The sequence below is a fragment of the Serratia sp. CoH_122_TC_1 genome (assembly GCF_058191755.1).
Map to the genome: position 1 here is coordinate 404,870 of NZ_JBXWLA010000001.1, position 19,658 is coordinate 424,527.

Annotated in this window: 17 protein-coding genes; 10 read left to right on the forward strand and 7 right to left on the reverse strand. The window is 56.6% G+C overall.

Annotated features, from left to right (window positions below; genetic code table 11):
- Positions 1-15: 15 nt before the first annotated feature.
- The 3 genes from AC2FC2_RS01835 to AC2FC2_RS01845 form a co-directional block, all read right to left on the reverse strand.
- Entirely contained in the window at positions 16-1,146 is a 1,131-nt protein-coding gene (locus AC2FC2_RS01835; RefSeq protein ID WP_404760069.1) for a Gfo/Idh/MocA family protein, read from the reverse strand.
- A gap of 224 nt (positions 1,147-1,370) precedes the next feature.
- Positions 1,371-1,994 carry a glutathione S-transferase family protein gene (locus AC2FC2_RS01840; protein ID WP_209632311.1) on the reverse strand — a complete coding sequence of 208 codons (624 nt, stop codon included), beginning with the start codon at positions 1,992-1,994 and terminating at the stop codon, positions 1,371-1,373.
- Positions 1,995-2,183, reverse strand: coding sequence for a DUF1127 domain-containing protein (locus AC2FC2_RS01845; RefSeq protein ID WP_490658619.1), 189 nt, complete (start codon positions 2,181-2,183; stop codon positions 1,995-1,997). It lies immediately after the preceding gene.
- A 174-nt stretch (positions 2,184-2,357) separates the two neighbouring features.
- Between AC2FC2_RS01845 and AC2FC2_RS01850 the strand changes: the two genes are divergently transcribed.
- The 3 genes from AC2FC2_RS01850 to AC2FC2_RS01860 all read left to right on the forward strand — a co-directional run bounded on the left by AC2FC2_RS01850 (position 2,358) and on the right by AC2FC2_RS01860 (position 5,581).
- Positions 2,358-3,812, forward strand: coding sequence for an aminotransferase-like domain-containing protein (locus AC2FC2_RS01850; protein ID WP_209632309.1), 1,455 nt, complete (start codon positions 2,358-2,360; stop codon positions 3,810-3,812).
- An 80-nt stretch (positions 3,813-3,892) separates the two neighbouring features.
- Positions 3,893-4,918: an AraC family transcriptional regulator gene (locus tag AC2FC2_RS01855; protein WP_490658620.1), complete on the forward strand. Its 1,026-nt coding sequence runs from the start codon at positions 3,893-3,895 to the stop codon at positions 4,916-4,918.
- 162 nt (positions 4,919-5,080) lie between these two features.
- Entirely contained in the window at positions 5,081-5,581 is a 501-nt protein-coding gene (locus tag AC2FC2_RS01860) for a 2-thiouracil desulfurase family protein (RefSeq protein ID WP_209632307.1), read from the forward strand.
- Here the strand turns inward: AC2FC2_RS01860 and AC2FC2_RS01865 are convergent.
- Positions 5,578-6,006 carry an NUDIX hydrolase gene (locus AC2FC2_RS01865; protein WP_490658621.1) on the reverse strand — a complete coding sequence of 143 codons (429 nt, stop codon included), beginning with the start codon at positions 6,004-6,006 and terminating at the stop codon, positions 5,578-5,580. The two genes, AC2FC2_RS01860 and AC2FC2_RS01865, sit on opposite strands and share 4 nt — an antisense overlap.
- 264 nt (positions 6,007-6,270) lie before the next feature.
- On the opposite strand from AC2FC2_RS01865, the gene AC2FC2_RS01870 reads away from it, so the two are divergent.
- From AC2FC2_RS01870 to sseA, 4 genes are all read left to right on the forward strand, one after another.
- On the forward strand, positions 6,271-7,491 hold the full coding sequence (locus AC2FC2_RS01870) for an SrfA family protein (protein WP_404760073.1): 1,221 nt from the start codon (positions 6,271-6,273) through the stop codon (positions 7,489-7,491).
- Complete coding sequence (locus AC2FC2_RS01875; RefSeq protein ID WP_490658669.1) at positions 7,491-10,436, forward strand: virulence factor SrfB; 2,946 nt, start codon at positions 7,491-7,493, stop codon at positions 10,434-10,436. Before AC2FC2_RS01870 ends, AC2FC2_RS01875 begins: the two co-directional genes overlap by 1 nt.
- Positions 10,433-12,655: a virulence factor SrfC family protein gene (locus tag AC2FC2_RS01880; protein WP_209632304.1), complete on the forward strand. Its 2,223-nt coding sequence runs from the start codon at positions 10,433-10,435 to the stop codon at positions 12,653-12,655. The genes AC2FC2_RS01875 and AC2FC2_RS01880 overlap by 4 nt, the downstream gene beginning before the upstream one ends.
- A 145-nt stretch (positions 12,656-12,800) precedes the next feature.
- Complete coding sequence (sseA, locus tag AC2FC2_RS01885; protein WP_265556307.1) at positions 12,801-13,646, forward strand: 3-mercaptopyruvate sulfurtransferase; 846 nt, start codon at positions 12,801-12,803, stop codon at positions 13,644-13,646.
- Here the strand turns inward: sseA and AC2FC2_RS01890 are convergent.
- Positions 13,643-14,512, reverse strand: coding sequence for a LysR substrate-binding domain-containing protein (locus AC2FC2_RS01890; RefSeq protein ID WP_490308602.1), 870 nt, complete (start codon positions 14,510-14,512; stop codon positions 13,643-13,645). The two genes, sseA and AC2FC2_RS01890, sit on opposite strands and share 4 nt — an antisense overlap.
- A gap of 230 nt (positions 14,513-14,742) precedes the next feature.
- Between AC2FC2_RS01890 and AC2FC2_RS01895 the strand changes: the two genes are divergently transcribed.
- Positions 14,743-15,960: an FAD-dependent oxidoreductase gene (locus AC2FC2_RS01895; protein ID WP_265556306.1), complete on the forward strand. Its 1,218-nt coding sequence runs from the start codon at positions 14,743-14,745 to the stop codon at positions 15,958-15,960.
- A gap of 216 nt (positions 15,961-16,176) precedes the next feature.
- Entirely contained in the window at positions 16,177-16,689 is a 513-nt protein-coding gene (locus tag AC2FC2_RS01900) for a GNAT family N-acetyltransferase (RefSeq protein WP_265556305.1), read from the forward strand.
- Positions 16,690-16,692: 3 nt separating this feature from the next.
- Here the strand turns inward: AC2FC2_RS01900 and acpA are convergent, their stop codons facing one another.
- Together acpA and AC2FC2_RS01910 are read right to left on the reverse strand one after the other, a co-directional pair.
- On the reverse strand, positions 16,693-18,405 hold the full coding sequence (gene acpA / locus AC2FC2_RS01905; protein ID WP_404760076.1) for an acid phosphatase: 1,713 nt from the start codon (positions 18,403-18,405) through the stop codon (positions 16,693-16,695).
- 158 nt (positions 18,406-18,563) lie between these two features.
- Positions 18,564-19,076 (reverse strand): DUF2165 family protein, encoded by a 513-nt coding sequence (locus AC2FC2_RS01910; RefSeq protein ID WP_490658622.1) that lies wholly within the window; start codon positions 19,074-19,076, stop codon positions 18,564-18,566.
- A 131-nt stretch (positions 19,077-19,207) separates the two neighbouring features.
- Here AC2FC2_RS01910 and AC2FC2_RS01915 point away from each other — a divergent pair, with 131 nt between their 5' ends.
- The gene (locus tag AC2FC2_RS01915) at positions 19,208-19,471 is read left to right on the forward strand and encodes a type II toxin-antitoxin system ParD family antitoxin (protein WP_490658623.1); all 264 of its coding nucleotides are present in this window, start codon (positions 19,208-19,210) and stop codon (positions 19,469-19,471) included.
- Positions 19,472-19,658: the final 187 nt, after the last annotated feature.

Sequence of the window (19,658 nt, forward strand, 5' to 3'; positions counted from 1 at the left end):
GTCAGAGCCTGGCAATCAGTCGCGGTTAATGTCCAGCCAACGGCGCTGTTCCGCAGAAGCGGCTATCGCATCTAAAACGCAGGAGACTTTCCAGCCCTCTTCAAAGTCTGGCCACATAGGATCACCCGCAGCAATGCCATTAACCAAATCGCGGATCTCTACCGTTTTTTGATCGTTAAACCCAATGCCGTGTCCGGCACTAATACAGAAGGCGGCATAATCCGGGTGCTTGGGCCCGACCAGCAATGTTTTAAACCCCTGGCGTTCTGCTGGTTCATCGTGACGATACAGCTTTAATTCCGCCATGCGTTCCTGAGTGTAACTCAGCGTCCCCTGGGTGCCGGTAACCACATAGGTCAGCCCCATCTTACGCCCGCAGGCTATACGTGAGGTTTCGATCGTGCCCATGGCACCACTGGCAAAACGCACCAACGCACTGGCCTGATCCTCATTTTCTACCGCATGCATCAGAGAAGGGTCTTTCGCATCCGGACGCTGCCTGATAATGGTTTGCATATCACCGGAAACCGCCACAATGTCGCCCACCAGATAATGCGCCATATTGACGATATGTGCGGCCAAATCCCCCAACGCCCCTAACCCGGCAGTGGCCTTGCGGCAATGCCAGTCGATCGGCGTACGCGGATCGGCCAGATAATCTTCGTTGTGGGTGCCATAAAAATGCACCACTTCACCGATTTCACCGCTGGCGATAATTTCCCGTGCCAGTTGGCTGGTCGGGTTCTTCATGTAGTTAAAGCCCACTAACGTTTTTACGCCTTTGGCGCGGGCAGCCTGCACCATTTCGGCGGCATCATCGGCATCCAGTGCCAGCGGCTTTTCAGAATAGACGTGCTTGCCATGGCGGATGGCCTCCAGCGCCATCTCTTTGTGCAGGAAGTTAGGGGCGCAAATATCCACCACATCAATCGACGGATCAGCCACCAGTTGCCGCCAGTCGCCGGTCGAACGCGAGAAACCAAACTCCGCAGCGCGCTGCTGCGCCAGCGCCGGCGTGACCTCAGCCAGCATTTCCAGCACCAATTCGCCTTTCAGTGGAAATACCGTCGCAGCCTGCGCATAAGCAATAGCGTGACAGCGGCCAATGTAGCCGGTGCCAATTAACCCAACGCGTACCTGTTTCATCGCCCTCTCCCATGATCCATAGCCATAATATGACGGCGCACACAATGAAATACACCATCTGATAATCGTTTATATGGAATATAAATTTCAATCACAAGCGAGAGGTAAAATAAAAATGATAATCGTGATGTCGTTCATAAAACGCTGCAGACTGGGATGAAACAACGAAAAGCCGGGTGAGCATAAACTCACCCGGCCGATTGAAATGAACTTTTCATTCCGAATCAGGGCAGCCCGTTGGCCCCGTGCAGCAGAAAACCAGGCCGCTGCTGCAAACGTTGAAAATAGCGATTCAACGCCGGGTAGCTCGGCCGTGAAAACGGCGTCATTAACCACCGGTTCAAAGAGAGCCCCAGCACAATGTCCGCCAGGGTGAAAACGTCTCCGGCGGCATAAAGGCGGCCACGTGACAGGTGCTGATCCAGCAGGCCCATCAGCCGGTTCCATTCCCGTTCGGCGGCGGCAAGGCTACCCGCATCCTGATACCCGGGATCTTGGCGCACCCGTGACATAAACACATAACGCCATGCATTGTTGAGATCCGTCGCCTGCCAATCCATCCACATTTCGACAGCCGCACGCGCACCAGGAGCCTCTGGCAGCAAATCCTGACGCCCTTCGCGCCCCACCAGATAACGGCAAACCGTGTTGGACTCCCATAACACCTGTTCACCGTCGATCAGCACGGGCACCAGCCCATTAGGGTTTAGTGCGAGAAATTCCGGTTCCTGAGTGGAGCGAAAACCACTTCCCCACTCTTCCCGGGTTAAAGGTAACGCCAGTTCATGGCAGGTCCACAGCACCTTGCGAACGTTAATCGATGAGGCCTTACCGAGCAGTTTCAGCACTTAACGCCGCCAGAAAGGCTTGCTGCCTTCTCGCCATGCCGCAGCACGTGTCAGGCCGATGTCCGCCAGCTGCACGTCGTCCAACAGCAATAGCGCCTGACGTGTGCGATAGCGTTGCAGATACAGACGCCAGCGGGAAAAAGGGGGCTGGGAGTGGGCTGGCATACTGTCAACAGACAAGCTCGTCATCATATTCTCCTTCGTGTTTGCTCTGGAGTCATGATGCTGGGCATGGAGAAAACAATACAGATTCAAGTCCGCGGTATTTTTTCCATACAAAAGCTGTCTCTGTCTGTCTGAATGGTCTAATTTAACGTCATCTGTACCGGTTTTTTCTCATCCATTCTTATTTTAGGCATCTGTATGACACGCTACGCCACACTGGCTGCGATCCTTAGCCAACGCATTGAACAGGGTCTTTATCCGGCGGGCGACCGCTTGCCCTCTGTCCGCACGCTGAGCCAGGAACACGGCGTCAGCATCAGTACAGTGCAACAGGCCTACCGCCTGTTGGAAGAGAGCCAACTGGTGGAGGCGCGGCCCAAGTCGGGCTATTTTGTACGCCGGCGCCGCACATTAGCTGAATTGCCCGCCGTCACTCGCCCGGTGCAACGCCCCGTGGATATTTCGCAATGGGAGCAGGTGCTGGAAATGATCCGTCACAAGCCCCGCGAAGATTTGATACAACTCGGACGCGGCATGCCGGATATCAGTGAGCCGACACTGAAGCCGCTGATGAAAGCCTTGGGGCACATGGGCCGCCACGGCGATTTGCGCAGCCTGCTCTACGACAGCATTCAGGGTGTGCTGGAGCTGCGCGAACAAATTGCCCGCCTGCTACTGGATTCCGGCTGTCAGATCAGCCCCGATCAATTGGTCATCACCACCGGTTGCCATGAGGCCCTTTCCACCGGTTTACGCGCCGTGTGTCAGCCAGGTGAGATTGTGGCGGTGGATTCCCCCTGCTTCCATGGCACCATGCAAACGCTGAAAGGGTTAGGCATGAAGGCGCTGGAAATCCCTACCGACCCCCTCACCGGCATCAGTCTGGAGGCGTTGGAATTGGCGCTGGAACAATGGCCGGTGAAAGCCATTCTATTAACACCGAACTGCAATAACCCGTTGGGCTACATCATGCCTGAGGCACGCAAGCAACGTTTACTGACGTTAGCGCAGCGTTATGACGTGACGATTATTGAAGACGACGTATACGGCGATCTCGCCTATCAGTACCCGCGCCCGCCGTCTCTGAAATCCTTCGATGAAGACGAGCGGGTGCTACTGTGCAGCTCGTTCTCAAAAACCTTGGCTCCGGGTTTGCGCATTGGCTGGATTGCCCCCGGACGCTACCTGGAACGCGTGCTGCACTTGAAATACATCGGCACCGGCTCCACCGCCACTCAGCCCCAGTTGGCGATTGCCGACTTTATCCGTCATGGACACTACTTGCAGCACATGCGGCGTATGCGCGTGCGTTATCAGCAAAACCGCGACGTAATGACCGCGTGGATTATGGCGTATTTCCCCCCCGGTACCCGCGTCAGCCAACCGCGCGGTGGCTTTATGTTGTGGATCGAATTGGATGAAGACTTTGATACCCTGCGCCTGAACCGCTATCTGGAGCAACAGGGCGTGCAGATCGCCGTCGGCAGTATTTTTTCTGCCTCCGGCAAATACCGTAACTGTCTACGTCTCAACTATGCGCCCAAGCTGACGGCAGAAATTGAGCAGGCCGTACAACGGGTAGGGGCCACCATCCAAAAACTGATGCTGGCACCTTCTCCAATGCTTGAAACTGCATTGGCGCGATCGGATTAAACCATGTCGTCATCGGATTATCGCCCGGTGCCACCCTATTCTAAAGTGGCACCATCCAAAACAAAAAGGCATCCGCAACGATGAGTAGCGATCAGATCCCCCTATCCAGCGTGCTATTCGCCCGTCTGGCGGTTCTTGGCGTCGATATCGAAAGGGTGTGCCAACTGGCTCGCCTGCCGGTTGGGCTGCTCAACGCACGACGTGACAAGGTAAAGCTGTCCACCCGACAGTTCTTTGATATTTGGCGCACCCTCGCTCAGTTGGCCGATGACAACACATTCGGCCTGCGCCTCGGCGGCGACGTAGCGCCAGAGCATTATGATATTGCTTCTGCCGCTGCACTGCACTCCGCCACGCTGGGGGAAGCATTACAAAAAATCGCCCGTTACAAGCGACTCCTGTGCCCGGAGGAACTGACGCTGACGGAAGATGGCGACGGTGTGCGTATGCACATCCGCTGGATCATGGCCGAAGGTCACGCACCGGCGCTGTTGATTGACGCCATCTTTGCCTCCATCATCACCCTATGCCGCCGCGGTACCGGCCTGCTGATACGCCCGCGATCCATCGAGCTGACGCGGCGACACAACGCGGCCTCACCGCTGCCGCGTTACTTTGGCTGCCCCATTCACTTCGACGCGCCGCGGGATGTGTTGGTGTTTGATCGTGCACTCATGCAGCAGCCGTTCATCACCTATAACCAGGACATGCTGGCGACATTGCTGCCCGGACTCGAGGCCGAACTGAGCCAGGCACAGCAAGCGCAGGATTTGCCGACACAGGTGATGGCGATACTCGGCCGCAGCATGCGTGGCCAGCGCCCCAGCGTCAACAGTGTGGCGGCGGAGCTCTATGTCAGCGCGCGCACGCTACAGCGCCGCTTGCAACAGCAGGGTTACAGCTACCAACAGCTGCTGGACAAAACCCGCCACCGTACCGCCTGCCAACTGCTGGCGGAGACCAATCTGGAGCCGGGTGAAATCGCCTTTGTGCTGGGGTTTGAAGAATTGAATTCGTTCAGCCGCGCTTTTATGCAGTGGGAAGAGCAAACGCCCAACCGCTGGCGCACTCGACGGGTTGCCGACGCCAAAGAGAACAGGCAATGAGCCTGAACATCGTGGACGCCAGCGGCACGATCGGCCAGCGTCAAAAGCGCAACCGAGAACGTCTTGTTGGCGCTGCCATCGGAGAGAAGATTCTGCTATGTTAAAGCCGCGCGCGTGGGCCGCCAGTGCCGCGCTTTCGCCCCTGTGACAGAGACAAATCGCATGCCGTCAAAGATTTTATTCAGCGCCTGCCTGGCCGGTTTTCACGTTCGCTACAACGGTTCCAATAAACCCTTATTCGACTCCACGCTGCAACGCTGGCAGCGCGAAGGGCGCTTGGTAGTTTGCTGCCCAGAGCTGGCCGCGGGATTTTCGACCCCGCGCCCCTCGGCAGAAATTACGGCGGCTGCCGAAGGTGCCACGGTGCTGGCTCAGCAAGCACGGGTCATGGAAGTCAGCGGCGGGGACGTCACCGACAGCTATCTGCTTGGCGCGCATCTGGCGTTGGAAACGGCGCGGCGACACGGCTGTCGTTTTGCCTTACTCACGGACGGCAGCCCATCCTGCGGCAGTCAGTTTATCTACGACGGCTCTTTCAGCGGGCAAACCAAACCCGGTAGCGGCGTCACCGCCGAGTTGCTACGCCAACATGGCATCGAGGTGTTTTCCGAGCATCAGCTCGACGCATTGATCGCCCGCGTTGAGGCGGTGGAACAGGTTTAACGCCGAAGATGCCGCGCTAATCGCTGCTGCAAATGCGAAATGCCCTGCGGGTGATGGATGAAGGTGTCGATACACATCATCTGCCAACGTTGCCCTTCATCGCCAAAACGAATGGCGGCAATGTCTTCTGGGGTAATTTCGCCCAACATAAACCAGGTCGGAGGGTAGCCAGCCAAAATGCCGTCGTAATACTGCTGGCATTTCACCTGTCGCGCATCAATCTGTAGGCCAAATTCCTCCTGAGTTTCCCGCTGCACGCATTGCAATGGCGTTTCATCGCCTTCACGCCCACCCCCGGGCAAATCCCAACAGCCAGGCCAGGGAATATTCGCATTGTTATCACGTTGGTAAGTGAGCAACTTATCACCGCATAGCAGCGCGATTTTGGCGCCGCCAAAGTCGTGGTTGTCGGTAGTCAGTAACATTATTTCTCCCTCTGTCTGGATAAGCCTCAGCGCGGTCTCCCCCGGGGTCAGTGGTGAATCAAGGCAAAACCACGATCCGTGCCATCATCGTCGACGTGACAGATCCGCAGAAAAAAGGGGCCACCACTGTAAATACCGGCGAACTCGCGCGATAGAGGAAAAAGAAACGTAGTTTTACGCCTGTCCTCAGCCGTTTGACCGCTCACGCCGCGGGTTACCATGCCTGTTTGCACGTTTTAGCAGAACAGGACAAGGTTTTTTGCCGTGGTGAAACCCTTTTTACGCAGTGGCAGTTTAGATGATGTGCTTGCATTGGGCGAGAATGGGCAACCGGTTTATGCCTGCGCATTGCAGTTGCGAGAAACATTGCGCATTCGCCAACAGCAGCAAGCAGCCGATTGCCTGGCAATCCCGCAGCCGAACGAAACGGGCACCCGCATTGACTGGTATTCTCCTTTTCCGGGGAAAGTGACGTCTTGGCTGGCCGCGAGTGATGCCCAACGTACGCAGGCCGTGCGTCTACTGGAACAGAGCCTGGAAGCATTCCGTACCTTGATCGCCCAGACACAGGCCACCGAGCACCCAAGCCACCGTTTGTTTGGCGCATTGCTGACCAAAGCAATGCAAATCCCCGACTCACAGCATGTCTATCTGGTAGAGGGTAAACCGGTGCTGACCTTTTGGGGGTTTATCAAGCCGCACGCGCAGTGTCAGGACGATCCTCTGGCGTGCTTACGCCCGGTTGACGTGACAGAAGAAAAACCGACGCCAATCGCCCCCACACCGCGGCCCACAGTGATACCTCTAACCAAACCTACGCCGGTGCCTGCACCAGAAGTCGTGCCATCGGTGGCCGTCACACCCGCACAGCCACGCCGCCAGTGGCGCCGCTATGGGTGGATTTTACCTGTGCTGATGCTGGTTGCCCTGCTGGCCCATCGGATGACCTCACCGAGCGCCCTACCCGGCCCCATTCCCGTGGCGCAGCAACCGGCATCGCCGGTCCGCGCTGCCGTCCCGGCGTTCAAACTGCAACTCCCATTAGCCCATGCAACGCTGATGCCGCCACCGCCTGCCCCGGTAGCCCTGCCGCCGGCAGACAAGAATTCGTTAGTGCTGCCCGCTGACGCCGTCAAAGCCGGATCGACGCGTTTTCTCAATGGCCAGTGGCGCGCCACCGTGGCATTGAAAGATCCCCTCACAGGCAAACGCCCTAGCCTGCAATACCGTCTGAACGGTGGCAAAGGGACAGCGAGAATTACCTACGGTGATGCCATCACCTGCCGAACACCGGTGGAAGCCGGGCTAATGCAGTCTGGCAATCTGGTAATCAATAGCCGCACCAAAGCGCGCTGCAGCGACGGCAGCCGCTACCAAATACCGGAAATCGTCTGCAAGCAAAACGAAACCGGGCCTGCAGAGTGCACCGGCCGCTACGATGCGGACACGGTCTATCCCATGACGTTAAAGCGCGAGAGTAAATGATGTTGGCACCCCTGGTGGATTACAAACAAGCCATTACGCTGATTCAGGACAGTGGCATCCAATTTATGGATTTTGCCCTGACGCCGGTATTGGATGCCGATTTTCCGGGCAAATTTGTCCGTCAGACGGCAAGCGGCCCGCTTCTGCGCCTGCAATGGGATGCCGACACGGGCAAATACCTGTTACCTGCCCAGCCAGGGCAGGCCCCCGAGGTGGTACGTCCAGAGTTCAGTTTTTCCCTGCAGCAATCGCTGCAACTGCTGAATAACACCTGGCTGCCGCTGCCTTTCTCTCGTTGCACGTCATCCGGTGCATTTCTATCCGGGCCGGATAATTGGGCGCGGATGCAGATCGTCTTGCTGGATGCGCCCGATCAGGACGGCAATCTGCTGCGGGTCGTGTTTGCCTTTGATACCCGACTGGTCCCGGCGGGACAGGAGGCTCTTGGCCCAAGCGAAAGCGATCTCAATACGGGGCTCTGCTTCTCACTGGCCCACCGTAACCATGAGTTAGGCGAGTTTCTCGATCTGACCTGGGTAGACAGTTGGTTGCGCGAGGTCTTTACGCAATGCGCGTCCAGCCTGGAGGCGCGCACCGAAACAGAGATATACGCCGGGCTGAAAACCTTCGAATACCAGGCGCATTATCTCAACGTGTTGAATATGCTGGGCAACCAGCTAACGGTTCCACGGATAAAAATCATCGGGGAAACGCCACAGCAGCCCGCGATTAACGTGGACGTGATTTTAGATGTCGGGAACTCCCACACCTGCGGGGTGCTGGTCGAAGAACATCCACAAGAAAATAACGGTTTGAAGCAGACCAATGAATTGCAATTGCGCTCATTGTCCATGCCGCATTGCGTTTACAGCGCGTTGTTTGAAAGCCGGGTCGAGTTTGCCCAAGCCTCATTTGGCAAACAGCATCTCTCGTTCCAAAGCGGACGCGATGATGCCTTTATCTGGCCTTCGATTACCCGTGTCGGCCACGAAGCCATGCAACTGGCGCAGCAACGGGAAGGTACCGAAGGCACCACCGGAATATCCAGCCCGCGCCGTTATCTGTGGGACGAAGAACGCTATGCGCCCGGCTGGCGTTTTAACGGCAAACAAGAGCCCATGGCCGCCGCAGCGCCATTGACGTCACTGATCAACGACGAAGGTTTGCCGCTGTCCGGGTTGCCCGTAGAGGCACGGCTGCCGGTATTTGCCGCCCATTATAGCCGCAGTGCAGTCATGACCCTGATGCTGACCGAACTGCTGGCGCAGGTGCTGATGCAAATCAACAGCGTCGCTCAGCGGCTTAAAATGCCGAACACCTCTGCACCGCGTCGGTTGCGTAGCATCATCCTGACATTGCCTTCGGCGATGCCCAAACCAGAGCGTGAAATTTTCCGTCGCCGCATGCAGGAAGCCATTGGTCTGGTATGGAAAGCCATGGGTTGGCACCCGTTGGATGCGCCATTCGACGGTGGCAACACCCGTGTCCCCGTGCCTCAGGTGCACATGGAATGGGATGAGGCGACCTGTGGCCAGATGGTTTATCTGTATAACGAAACCCAGGTGAATTTTGCCGGCCGTACTGACGCCTTTTTTGCCGCAATGGCCAGGCCTGACCGGCCAACAGAACCCGGAACACAACCGGGAAAAATGCTGCGTATCGCCTCCATTGATATCGGTGGCGGCACGACCGATTTGGCCATCACCCAATACGCGCTGGATGATGGCGTTGGCAACAACATTAAAATCAATCCGCGTTTGTTGTTCCGCGAAGGATTTAAAATCGCCGGTGACGATATTTTGCTGGATATCATTCAGCTGTTTATTTTGCCTGCTGTACAGCAGGCCGTCGAAAATGCCGGCGTCGTCGCAACACCGGCAATAATGGACAAGCTGTTTGGCAATGAAGGCCGTATAGATGGGTTTTCCACGCTGCGTCAGCAGGCCACGCTACAAATTTTCATGCCTGCCGGGCGTGCATTGCTTAGTGCGTACGAGGATTACGATCCCCTGGATGCCCATGCGGAAATCGCCACCAGTTTGGGTGAGTTGCTGCCACAGATGCCGACGCCACAGGTGCTGGCCTTTATCAACGGTGAGATTCAGCGCGAGTCCTCGGCCACTGACTTCGATATTCTGCACACCCCACTGGTCATTCGTCTGGGAGCCCTGCACGCGGCCTTCCTGTCTGACAGGATCGGCATAAATCACTGCCTGCGCCTGCTTGCCGAAGTTGTGGCGTTATACACCTGCGATGTGTTGCTGCTGACCGGCCGGCCGGCGCGTTTCCCTGGGGTTCAGACATTATTGCGTCACCTGCAGCCGCTACCTGCCAGCCGAATCTTGCCGCTCGAGGGATATCACACACGCAGTTGGTACCCCTTTAATAAGGGTGGGCGTATCGATAACCCAAAATCAACCGCCGCCGTGGGGGCCATGCTGTGCCTGCTTGCGATCGATCTGCGTCTGGAGAGTTTTTATTTTAACGTCGGGGACTTCCAGCCCTATTCCACCATTCGCCATCTGGGCATGCTGGATAGCAATAACATGCTGGCGGACGATAACCTTTACTATCGCGATATCGATCTCGATTGCGCGGACTTTTCGCTGGATCCCGACACGTATTTCCAGCTTCGTGGCCCCCTGCGCCTGGGGTTCCGCCAGTTGGATAACGAACGCTGGCCCGCGTCGCCACTGTATACCCTCACCATCACCGACCCTCAGCTGGCGCGTAAACTGGCGGGCGATGCCGTCATCAGCCTACGCTTGGCGATTACCGGCAGCGATGAACAGGGCGCTGAAGGGGTCAGCATCGCCCAGGCGCATTTAGCCGATGGAACGCCTATTCCCGCTCATCATCTGCAATTAAAACTTAATACCTTGGCTGCCAGCGCCTCTGGCGCAACCCATTATTGGATCGACAGCGGGAGCATTTATCAACGATGAAACCTATCACCTCCGGCGCAGCAGAGCCGATAAACAGCCTGGGTAACAGCATCATTCAGGCGATTGACTGGGTTGCCAGCACGCGGCAGCAATCCACGCGGCTGAGCAGAGAAGCCGATAATCTGACGGTTCGTCTACGCCGCAGTTACAACCGGGCCAGACAACTGGACAGCGCTATGCATCATCGCGTTGCCATCGGCCTTTATGGCCACAACGCCGCAGCCAAAGCCCATTTATTGGCGGCGTTGGCTCCCGGCGCCAGTCCCTTGACCGACGCTGCTACGTTGACGGTGCGTTACAGCGCTTCCGGCACCCAGACGCCCCCTGCTTATCCTGTTGCCATCTCCTTACTTGATGAAGCGCAGTTGATTGCCATGATGATCGGCACCGCCGTGATGGGCGGTTTTCATGCAGACGGGGACACGCGTGCAATGGCCGCGCACCTTGCTGCATTGGAGCGCCACCGCCAGCCTATGGCTATCGACGGTCTGGACAGCAACGCGGTGGTTGCGCTGTGGGACAGCCTGCGTCACCAGGGTGGCAAAGCGCAACAGGCGCTGGAAAGACACTTCTGGCCACAGGCCATCTTGCTGGCGCCCTATCTGAGTGTGGATGAACGTGCCAGGCTGTTTGCGCCGCTTTGGGGTGAGGATCCGGTTCTGACTGCCAACTATCGGCAGTTGGCGCATGCGTTGCACGATCTGGGTCACTGTCAGCGAGTACAGGCATCTCGTCAGGTATTGGATCCAGACAGCGGCATTCTGCATGCCGGTATGATGACAGCCCCCACGGAGGACAAACTTACCGTACTGACGGAGAAGGGTGACACCGTGGGCATTGCACTCAAGAGTCTGGCCTGGTTGGCAGCAGAAGTGACAACAACATTACCGCTGAGGAAAGGCGCCGGGTTGCCAGACGACGTAGAACTGCTTGACCTGCCGACCAGCAGCCGATGCCCTGGTGCTGGGGTGACTGAACGCATGCAGCAGGCAAAGCGTGCCAGCCTGCTGATTCTCGCTGCCGATAGCCTGCACGCCAACCTGCTGCTGGTTACCGATGCCGCCAGCACGCCGCAAGATGCCAGCCGTGCGGGCAACGCGCTGGCCTACTGGGTCAGACAAACCCAGGGTGAAAACACAGAGGTCCGCACCCGCAGAAAGCCGGGCTTAATCTGGGCGATCACAGCCTTCGACTCACGCCAAGAGGGAAAACCACGCCCAGATGATGCCGTTCAACGCTATGTCGGTGAGCCGGGCGAAAGCTGGGCCACATTGCTGGCGGTGGATGAGAGCGACTGCCATCGCATGGTGGCCTATCTGGCCGCACAGGCACGTCCGACATTGAAGCATGACCGCGCCCTGGAACAACGGCAGGAGCTGCAACGCGAACTCACGGAAAGTTTGCTGGGCAACTGGCTGCGCAAGACAGACCCGCAGTTAACGCATCAGCGCGCCCAACACCTACTGCGTGCGCTACAGGCACAAGCCGGGGTTCACGGCGAGTTACTCGAATGGCTGCTGCCGCAGTCCAACACGCTGCGTCAGCTGTACGTGCAACAACAGCATATCTTACCTGCACCCGTGACCTCAGCTTCGCCGTTCGATGAGGAGATCGATCTGTTTGGCGACGGGAATATCCCCCCCGCCGCGCCAACAGAACTTAGCGGTTCCCCCTTTGCCCAACGGGTGTTTGCCGATTGGGTCAACCACCTGCGCACCCTGCCCGATAATCCTCAATTGCGGATATTGCTGGGCGTCGGGAAACAGCATCTGGAGATACTGGTTGATGCATTGATCACCGCCGCTTGTCGGCTGGGGATTGCTGAATCGCTGGAACGCGCGCTGTCTGCCGGGTCCCTACCCGAACAAGGCGAAGATCGGCAGGTGAGCCAGGCGTTAGCAATATTGGGGGATTTCGTCACCTGGTTGGGTTTCCAGCAGCGCGAGGCCGCTTTACGCCCTGTCAGCCGGATTAATCACGGCCAGCCGATCTTTTCCCCACCGCCGCAGCCGGCGGTTAACTGGGGTAGCCAACAGCGGCTAGCCAAGCTGGCGCCCACGCCGGCAAGAAATACGGCATTTTATATTTACGATTGGCTGATCGGCCTCCAGACGCTGCTGGCTGAGAATGGGGTTGCCGAAGCGAAGGGCCCACTCGGCGAGACTTCCCATGCAACGCTGGCCACCATTGTCGCCGCGTTACGCACTGAGGCAGCCTGATAATTTTTACTGATGGATCACATCGTCAAAGCGGCTGGTGTCTATCCCCGCAGCATGCTTGTTGGCTGCGTTTGTGCGCCGCAATGCAACGCCAATGATTTAGGGTATAGTGAAAAACCGTTTTCACCACAGGCGAACAATAACGATGAACTCTCCGTTTCTGGTTACTCCACAATGGCTTGCGCAGCACATCAACGATGAAAATCTGATCGTCGTTGATGTCAGAATGTCTCCTGTCGGTCTGGTGCCGAAAAAAGACATGCTCGCCGAGTTTGAACGCGGCCATATACCGGGCGCGGTGTATTTTGATATTGATAACGTCGCGGACAAACATACCGACTTACCGCATATGCTGCCGACAGCCGATGAATTCGGCGCTGCCGTCGGCAAGTTGGGCATCAACGAACAACAGACCATTGTGTTTTATGACGAGGGCAATCAATTTTCTGCTCCGCGCGGTTGGTGGACTTTCCGCAACTTTGGCGCACAACAGGTTTATGTGCTGGACGAAGGCTTAAACGGTTGGATAGCGCAAGGCCAGCCACTGGAAACCGGCGCTGCACAGCGTTCGCCGCACACGTTCAACGCCCGTTTTAATGCCGATGCGGTCGTCAATATGCAGCAGGTGGAGCAAGCGCTGAACACGGAAGTGCAAATCCTTGATGCACGCGCCGCCCCCCGTTTTTACGCCGAAGCGCCAGAACCCCGCCCAGGCCTGCACCGCGGTCATATTCCCGGCAGCATCAACATTCCTTACGGGGAACTGCTGGAAAATGGCCGTTTCAAATCGCTGGAAGCCCTCAACAAGACCTTCACCGACAAAGGGGTGAATATCAATGGCCCAATCATCACCAGCTGCGGTTCCGGCGTCACTGCGGCGGTGCTGGCTTTCGGCTTGTTATCGCTCAATGCACCGCAGGTGAAGCTGTATGACGGCGCCTGGAGTGAATGGGGCGCACTGAGCGGCAAACAGCCGATCGAACAGGACTAATTCTGGATCCGATCGGCCACGATCTGCGCCAAGCGCTGGATTGCCCCCGAGGGGTGATCTTCCGCACGGTGCAGTACCACACCTAGCGCGTTTAATGACGGTAACGTACCGGCTGGCAAACGGGATAAACCCGACGGCAGCCCGGCATCGGTGCGTACCGTCACCCCCAATCCTGCGCTGACTGCCGCCCAGATACCGTTCAGGCTACGGCTGGTAAAGACAATACGCCACGCAATGCCGGCGCGATCCAAGGCCTGCGTCGCCGCGCTGCGCAGCAGGCAAGGGGCATCAAACATCACCAACGGCAATGGCTCGTCTCCCTGACGCCAGGATGCCAGTTCGAAATGGGGCGACGTTATCCAATGCATCTGCCGCTGCCCCAGCATCTGATGGTACGGCGTGCTGATCCCCCCGTCCCAGGCCAGCGACAAATCTAACTGCCCTTTCAGCACCCAGTCGATCAGCTCGGCATTGCGGGCAATGCGCGCTTCGATACGCACTCGTGGATGCGCCCGGGCAAAACTGCCCAAAACCTGGGGCAAAAAGGTTTCGCCGAAGTCCTCCTGCAGCCCCAGGCGTACCGTCCCCTGCAGGTCCAGCCCGCGTACCGCAGCGGCGGCTTCATCGTTAAGCTCCAGCAATCGGCGGGCGTAGCCCAGTAATGTTTCACCGGCTTCCGTCATTACCATACCGCGCCCGGCCTTTGTCAGGATCGGCGTGCCGATCTGCTGCTCCAGCTTTTTCAGATGTGCGCTGACCGCAGAGGTTGAACGCCCCAGCCGCTCCGCCGCCTTAGCGAAACTGCCCAGCTCAATGCCCGTGACGTAACTGCGCAGATCGTCGAGATCGAAGGTGACTCGTCCCATCATGACCATCCCGTTTTTCAGAACCATGAATCAAAGTAATGCCGATTTCACTGATAAAGATGGCGTGGGATACTCGCCCGGTCAACCGCTTTGAGGAGAATCGTGATACTTGCCATGCCCTTTGACCACACTGTGCCACGGGTTGACAGCCAGATTTGATATTGATAATCATTATCAATGATAAGTTTTCAATGAGGGCCTGCCCGATGCCGCCCTTGAGGTCAGCCACTATGTCATCATCACTGATTACACCTTATGTCACTCGCTGCTGTATCGTTGGCGGCGGCCCCGCTGGGCTGATGCTTGGCTATCTGTTGGCACGGGCGGGGATAAACGTGATGGTGCTGGAAAAGCACCCCGACTTCTTGCGTGATTTTCGCGGTGACACCATTCACCCCTCAACGTTAGAAATCATGCACCAGCTCGGCCTGCTGGAAGAACTGCTGGCACTGCCTCACCAACGTGCAGAAACATTGCACGCCGAAATCGCCGGGCGCGATATTCGACTTGCCGACTTCACGCGCCTGCCGACGCGCTGCAAATTTATCGCCTTTATGCCGCAATGGGAGTTTCTCAACTTTCTGGCCGAAAAGGCCGCCGCGTTTCCGACGTTCACGCTGATCACATCGGCTCAGGTACACCAACTGTTGTACGACCGTGGCCAGGTCTGCGGCGTACTGGCAGAGACGCCGGATGGCCCGATCCGTGTGCGTTGCCAGTTAGTGGTAGGTACCGACGGGCGCAATTCAGTGGTGCGCGAACAGGCGGCTCTCAGCAGCCGTTCTTTTGGCTCGCCGCGCGACGTCTTGTGGATGAAGCTTGATAAAAAACCCGGTGACCCCGCCTGGTCGATGGGCCATACCGGGCCAAAACAAAACTTCATCATGATCGACCGAGGCGACTACTGGCAGTGCGGTTATTCAATCGACAAAGGCAGTTTTGAGACGATCCAGCAGGACGGACTGGACAAGTTTTTGCTGCATATCGCCGAAGTTGCCCCTTTCCAGGACCTTCGTTTGCAAGAGATCCTCAGTTGGGATCAGGTGAAACTCTTGAGCATCCGTATTGATCGGCTGGATCGGTGGGCCAAACCGGGCGTACTGTGTATTGGTGACGCCGCACATGCCATGTCCCCCATTGGCGGTGTCGGGGTGAATTTGGCGATTCAGGATGCGGTCGCTACCGCCAACGCCATTATTCCTCCGCTACGCAATCAGAACTTGCAGTTAAAACACCTGCTGCGTGTGCAACGCCGCCGCAATTTCCCCACCAAAGCCACACAGTTCCTGCAAATTAAAATGAGCCAGCGCAGACCCCAAAAACGCCGCGCGCAGGGTGGGAAAAACCTGATGATGCGCGTCGGTAACAGCCGCTGGTTGCCGCGGTTATTTGGGCGGATTATTGGTCTGGGGTTCAGGCGGGAAACACCGAAACATCTTGCTGAGTGATTGTCTTCCCATCGGGCGTGCTGCGGTTGGACATGGCGTCTGACGCTCGCAACGCCCGCTTAACCTTGAATAATTTTTGTTGTGTTTGACCTTTCACGTCATACTCGCTGCGGGATAAAAATATCTCCCGTGTTTTACGTTGGCAAAATATTCATCAGGAGCAGTCCGTTCCCTTCAGGGCAGCAACCGTTACTCATTTCCCCAAAAGAGGTCTACATGTTCAGCATCCGCCAGGCGTTGAGCGGTGATTTAGCACAGGTTCGCGACGTGGGTATCCGCACTTATCAGGCCCACTTTGGCGAACTTTGGCACCACAAAGAGGAGTTAGACGCTTTTCTGGCGCAAGATTTTGCGGTTGAAGCCCTCGAAAAAACGCTACAGGATCCGGATGTGTGCTGGCTGCTGGGGTATGAAGGCGAAAAACTGGTGGGCTATGCGCGGTTGAATTTCGACAGCCTGCTGACCCCTACCCAAGCCCTTGGCGCAGAGCTACAGAAGATCTATTTCTTGCCGGAATATGCCGGGCGGGGTTATGGCCAGCGTTTTTTTGAACAGGTTCAGCAACGGGCGCGAGAACGTAAGCAAGAAACGTTCTGGCTGGAAGTGCTAAAGCGCAATACCAGCGCCCAGCGTTTTTACCAACGCCAGGGGCTGAGCATTTGCGGCGAGACCTGTTACACCAGCGCCCAAGGTTCCATTGGCATCTGGTATATGTCGAAAGCGCTGTAACGACTAGCCAGGAAACGCCAGCGCGCCGGTCAGATCCCCCAAGGGTTTTTGGCTCCGCGCTGCCATCGCCTTATCGCGTTCGGTCAGCCCATCGAGCGACGGCAAATCGAACACCCGGCTGATTAAACGCAGGATAGAACCGGTATCGTACACCTCATGATCGACATACCCCTTGCGGGAAAACGGTGAGACCACCAATGCCGGGATACGTGATCCAGGCCCCCAGCGATCGCCCTGCGGCGGTGCCACATGATCCCACCAGCCACCATTCTCATCAAAGGTAATCACCACCACGCTGTTGTCCCACTGCGGGCCATTACGCAAGCTGTTGATGATATGGGCAATATGGCGATCGCCCGCTTCCACGTCAGAATAACCGGCGTGCATATTCAGGTTGCCCTGGGGCTTGTAGAACGCCACTGGCGGTAACGTACCCGCTTCCACCGCGGCTAAAAATTTATTGCTGGCAACAGAATCGCCAATACCACCGTCACGCAGGTGCGCTTCGCGAGCCTGCGGGTTAGCTGGCCCCAGGTTTTCAAAATAGTTGAACGGCTGATGGTGATACTGAAAATCCGGTGCGCCAGGGAAATCGCCCTGATCCTTGCGGTTATCCAACGCGTACTGCCAGCCGCCGGCATACCATGCCCAGTCGATCCCTTTTTGGCTCAGCAAGTCGCCAATATGGGGGTGTTTCTGCGGTGGCATGACGTTCGGCATCGTGGCATCCGCCAGCGTCGGGTCTTTCTCGTCTTGAGTCCAGGATGGCCAGTACGGCGGCGCCATGGTATTGACCGCATAACCGTCCGGCGTCAGCAGGCTCTTGCCAAACAGGGGGATACCAAACGAGGCGCTGACCGGTGAATCACTCAGCGGTTTCAGACGCGGGTCCGTCACATCATCACTTTCGAGCTGGGCAATCCCCCCTTTGGCTACCGAGTTTTGCACTTCGGGGTAAAACGGCGGGCGAGCGCAGATCAGATACTGATGATTAAGGAACGAGCCGCCAAACGCGCCCTGGAAAAAGTTATCACACAGGGTAAATTCCTGAGCCAAGGTCCACAGCCGCAGGTTGTATGCACCGTCTCCGTAATAGCCCATGGTTAAGGCGCCAGAATCGGCCCAAGCGACAAACTTGTCGTTTTTGCCCCCGTTGATTTGCATCTGGTTCTGATAAAACACATGCCACAGGTCGCGCGTCACCACACCGTGCGGCAGGTTTTCGCCCTGCGGCCCGATCAGCACAAACGGCTGATTCGGCAATTGCGTTGTAAATACCGCATTTTCGTCGATTTTGTAGTTAACATGCCCAACCTCCTGCGCTTTTGGCACCAATCCTTTCCAAATTGGCGGCAGCGAATCCAACAGGCGACCATCGCGATCACGCTGCTGGTAGTCTTCAGGCTTGAGCGCCGACAACGGTTTTTCTACCCCAGGAAAATTGGCGAACAGATTATTGAAGCTGCGGTTTTCGGCGTAGATCACCACCACATTTTTCACATGTCGTCGCAACAGCGCGTTTTGCGCATTGGTGGGTAGCGTGTTTAACAGCACGTTTTTGTTGCCGTCAGCCGCCGCTCTGGCGAGCGGCGCAATAGAAGCCCCCACCCCTAACGCCGTGGCGCCGGCAAGAAAACGGCGACGCGCCGGGTTGCTCGGTTGCTGCTCCTGCTCTTCTGCCGACGGCGGCAGATCGTTATGCGGTTTATCGCTCATGTGTAACCCCTTAAAAATTAACTTGTTGATTTATTATAAATTTATTTAAGGTTTATTATGCTAGGACAGAATTATGAACGAAATGTGACAACCTGCGGCAGGTTAGCATTTGGCAACACTTTCGCGCATTTCGCCGCAGTTTTAATCACCCCCGCCGGTTAACGCGCATCACGTTGCAGCATCAGCAGCATCAACGCCAACGTATTGGGCACCATATACAGCAAGGCACCCAGTTGCACCGCCAGCGGGCTGTCTTTAGCCTGCCAGGCCATAAACCAGTCGCCGGCGACCACCATAAAGCCGATCCCCCACACCGCAATGGCACACAACGCGCCCAGCATCGCCCAGGCTTTACCCTTGGCGAAAGCGGCATAAGAATGGCCCAGATGTTTCACCATCAACACAATGCCCAAGGTTGCCGCTATCCCGGCCAGGGATTCGAGCAACGTGATAAACACCAACCCGAGCATTCCGGCCCAGGGAGCAGTGACGGCACGCCACATCAGGCCGGGCACCTGGTAGGTATCCTGCATGGTAAGCAACGGCCCCACGGCATGGCGGGCCGTATCGGTGAAACCCGCAGTATTATTCAGCAGGCTGAAGATGCCCCACAGAGCCGGGAACAGTGACAGAAGGATGCAAGACAGGCGTGACACAGTGATTTCGTTCATCATTATCCTTAATTTCTGAGGTTATAAAACCAAGAGTTCCTTGTATTGCCGCAGTTTAGGCTCTCCAGGTTTAACGTGCATATTGTAAGAACTAATCTTGCAATGATTGAGAGAATAACGGAGGGAAAAACATGGGCAGAACATTAACAGTGGACCTGGGCGAAGAGCTGCGTAATTTTGTTGAAGCTCTGGTCGCTAGCGGCGACTACCGTACCCCCAGCAAAGTTATCCGTGAATCGGTACGCACCCTGCGTGAGCGTACCGCCGCCTCAACGCTGGAAGAGCTGCGTCGTTTAATCGCCGAAGGTGAAAACAGCGGGAACGCAGTGGAATGGGATCCTGATGTGTTCATGGAAAGAATACGAGGCAAAGCAAAAGGATGTGCAGAAAAATAACGATCAGGCCAAAAGCATTGGCCGATATGGAAGATATTCATGTGTATGGTTTGACCCGGTACGGGTTAGCCGCCGCCGAAGACGACCTAAGTCATATTCACGATGTATTCGATAACCTGAAATTGGCAGGCGCATAGAATCAATAGCGAGTGACCTCTGCGCTCTACCGACAGGAAAACATGTTATC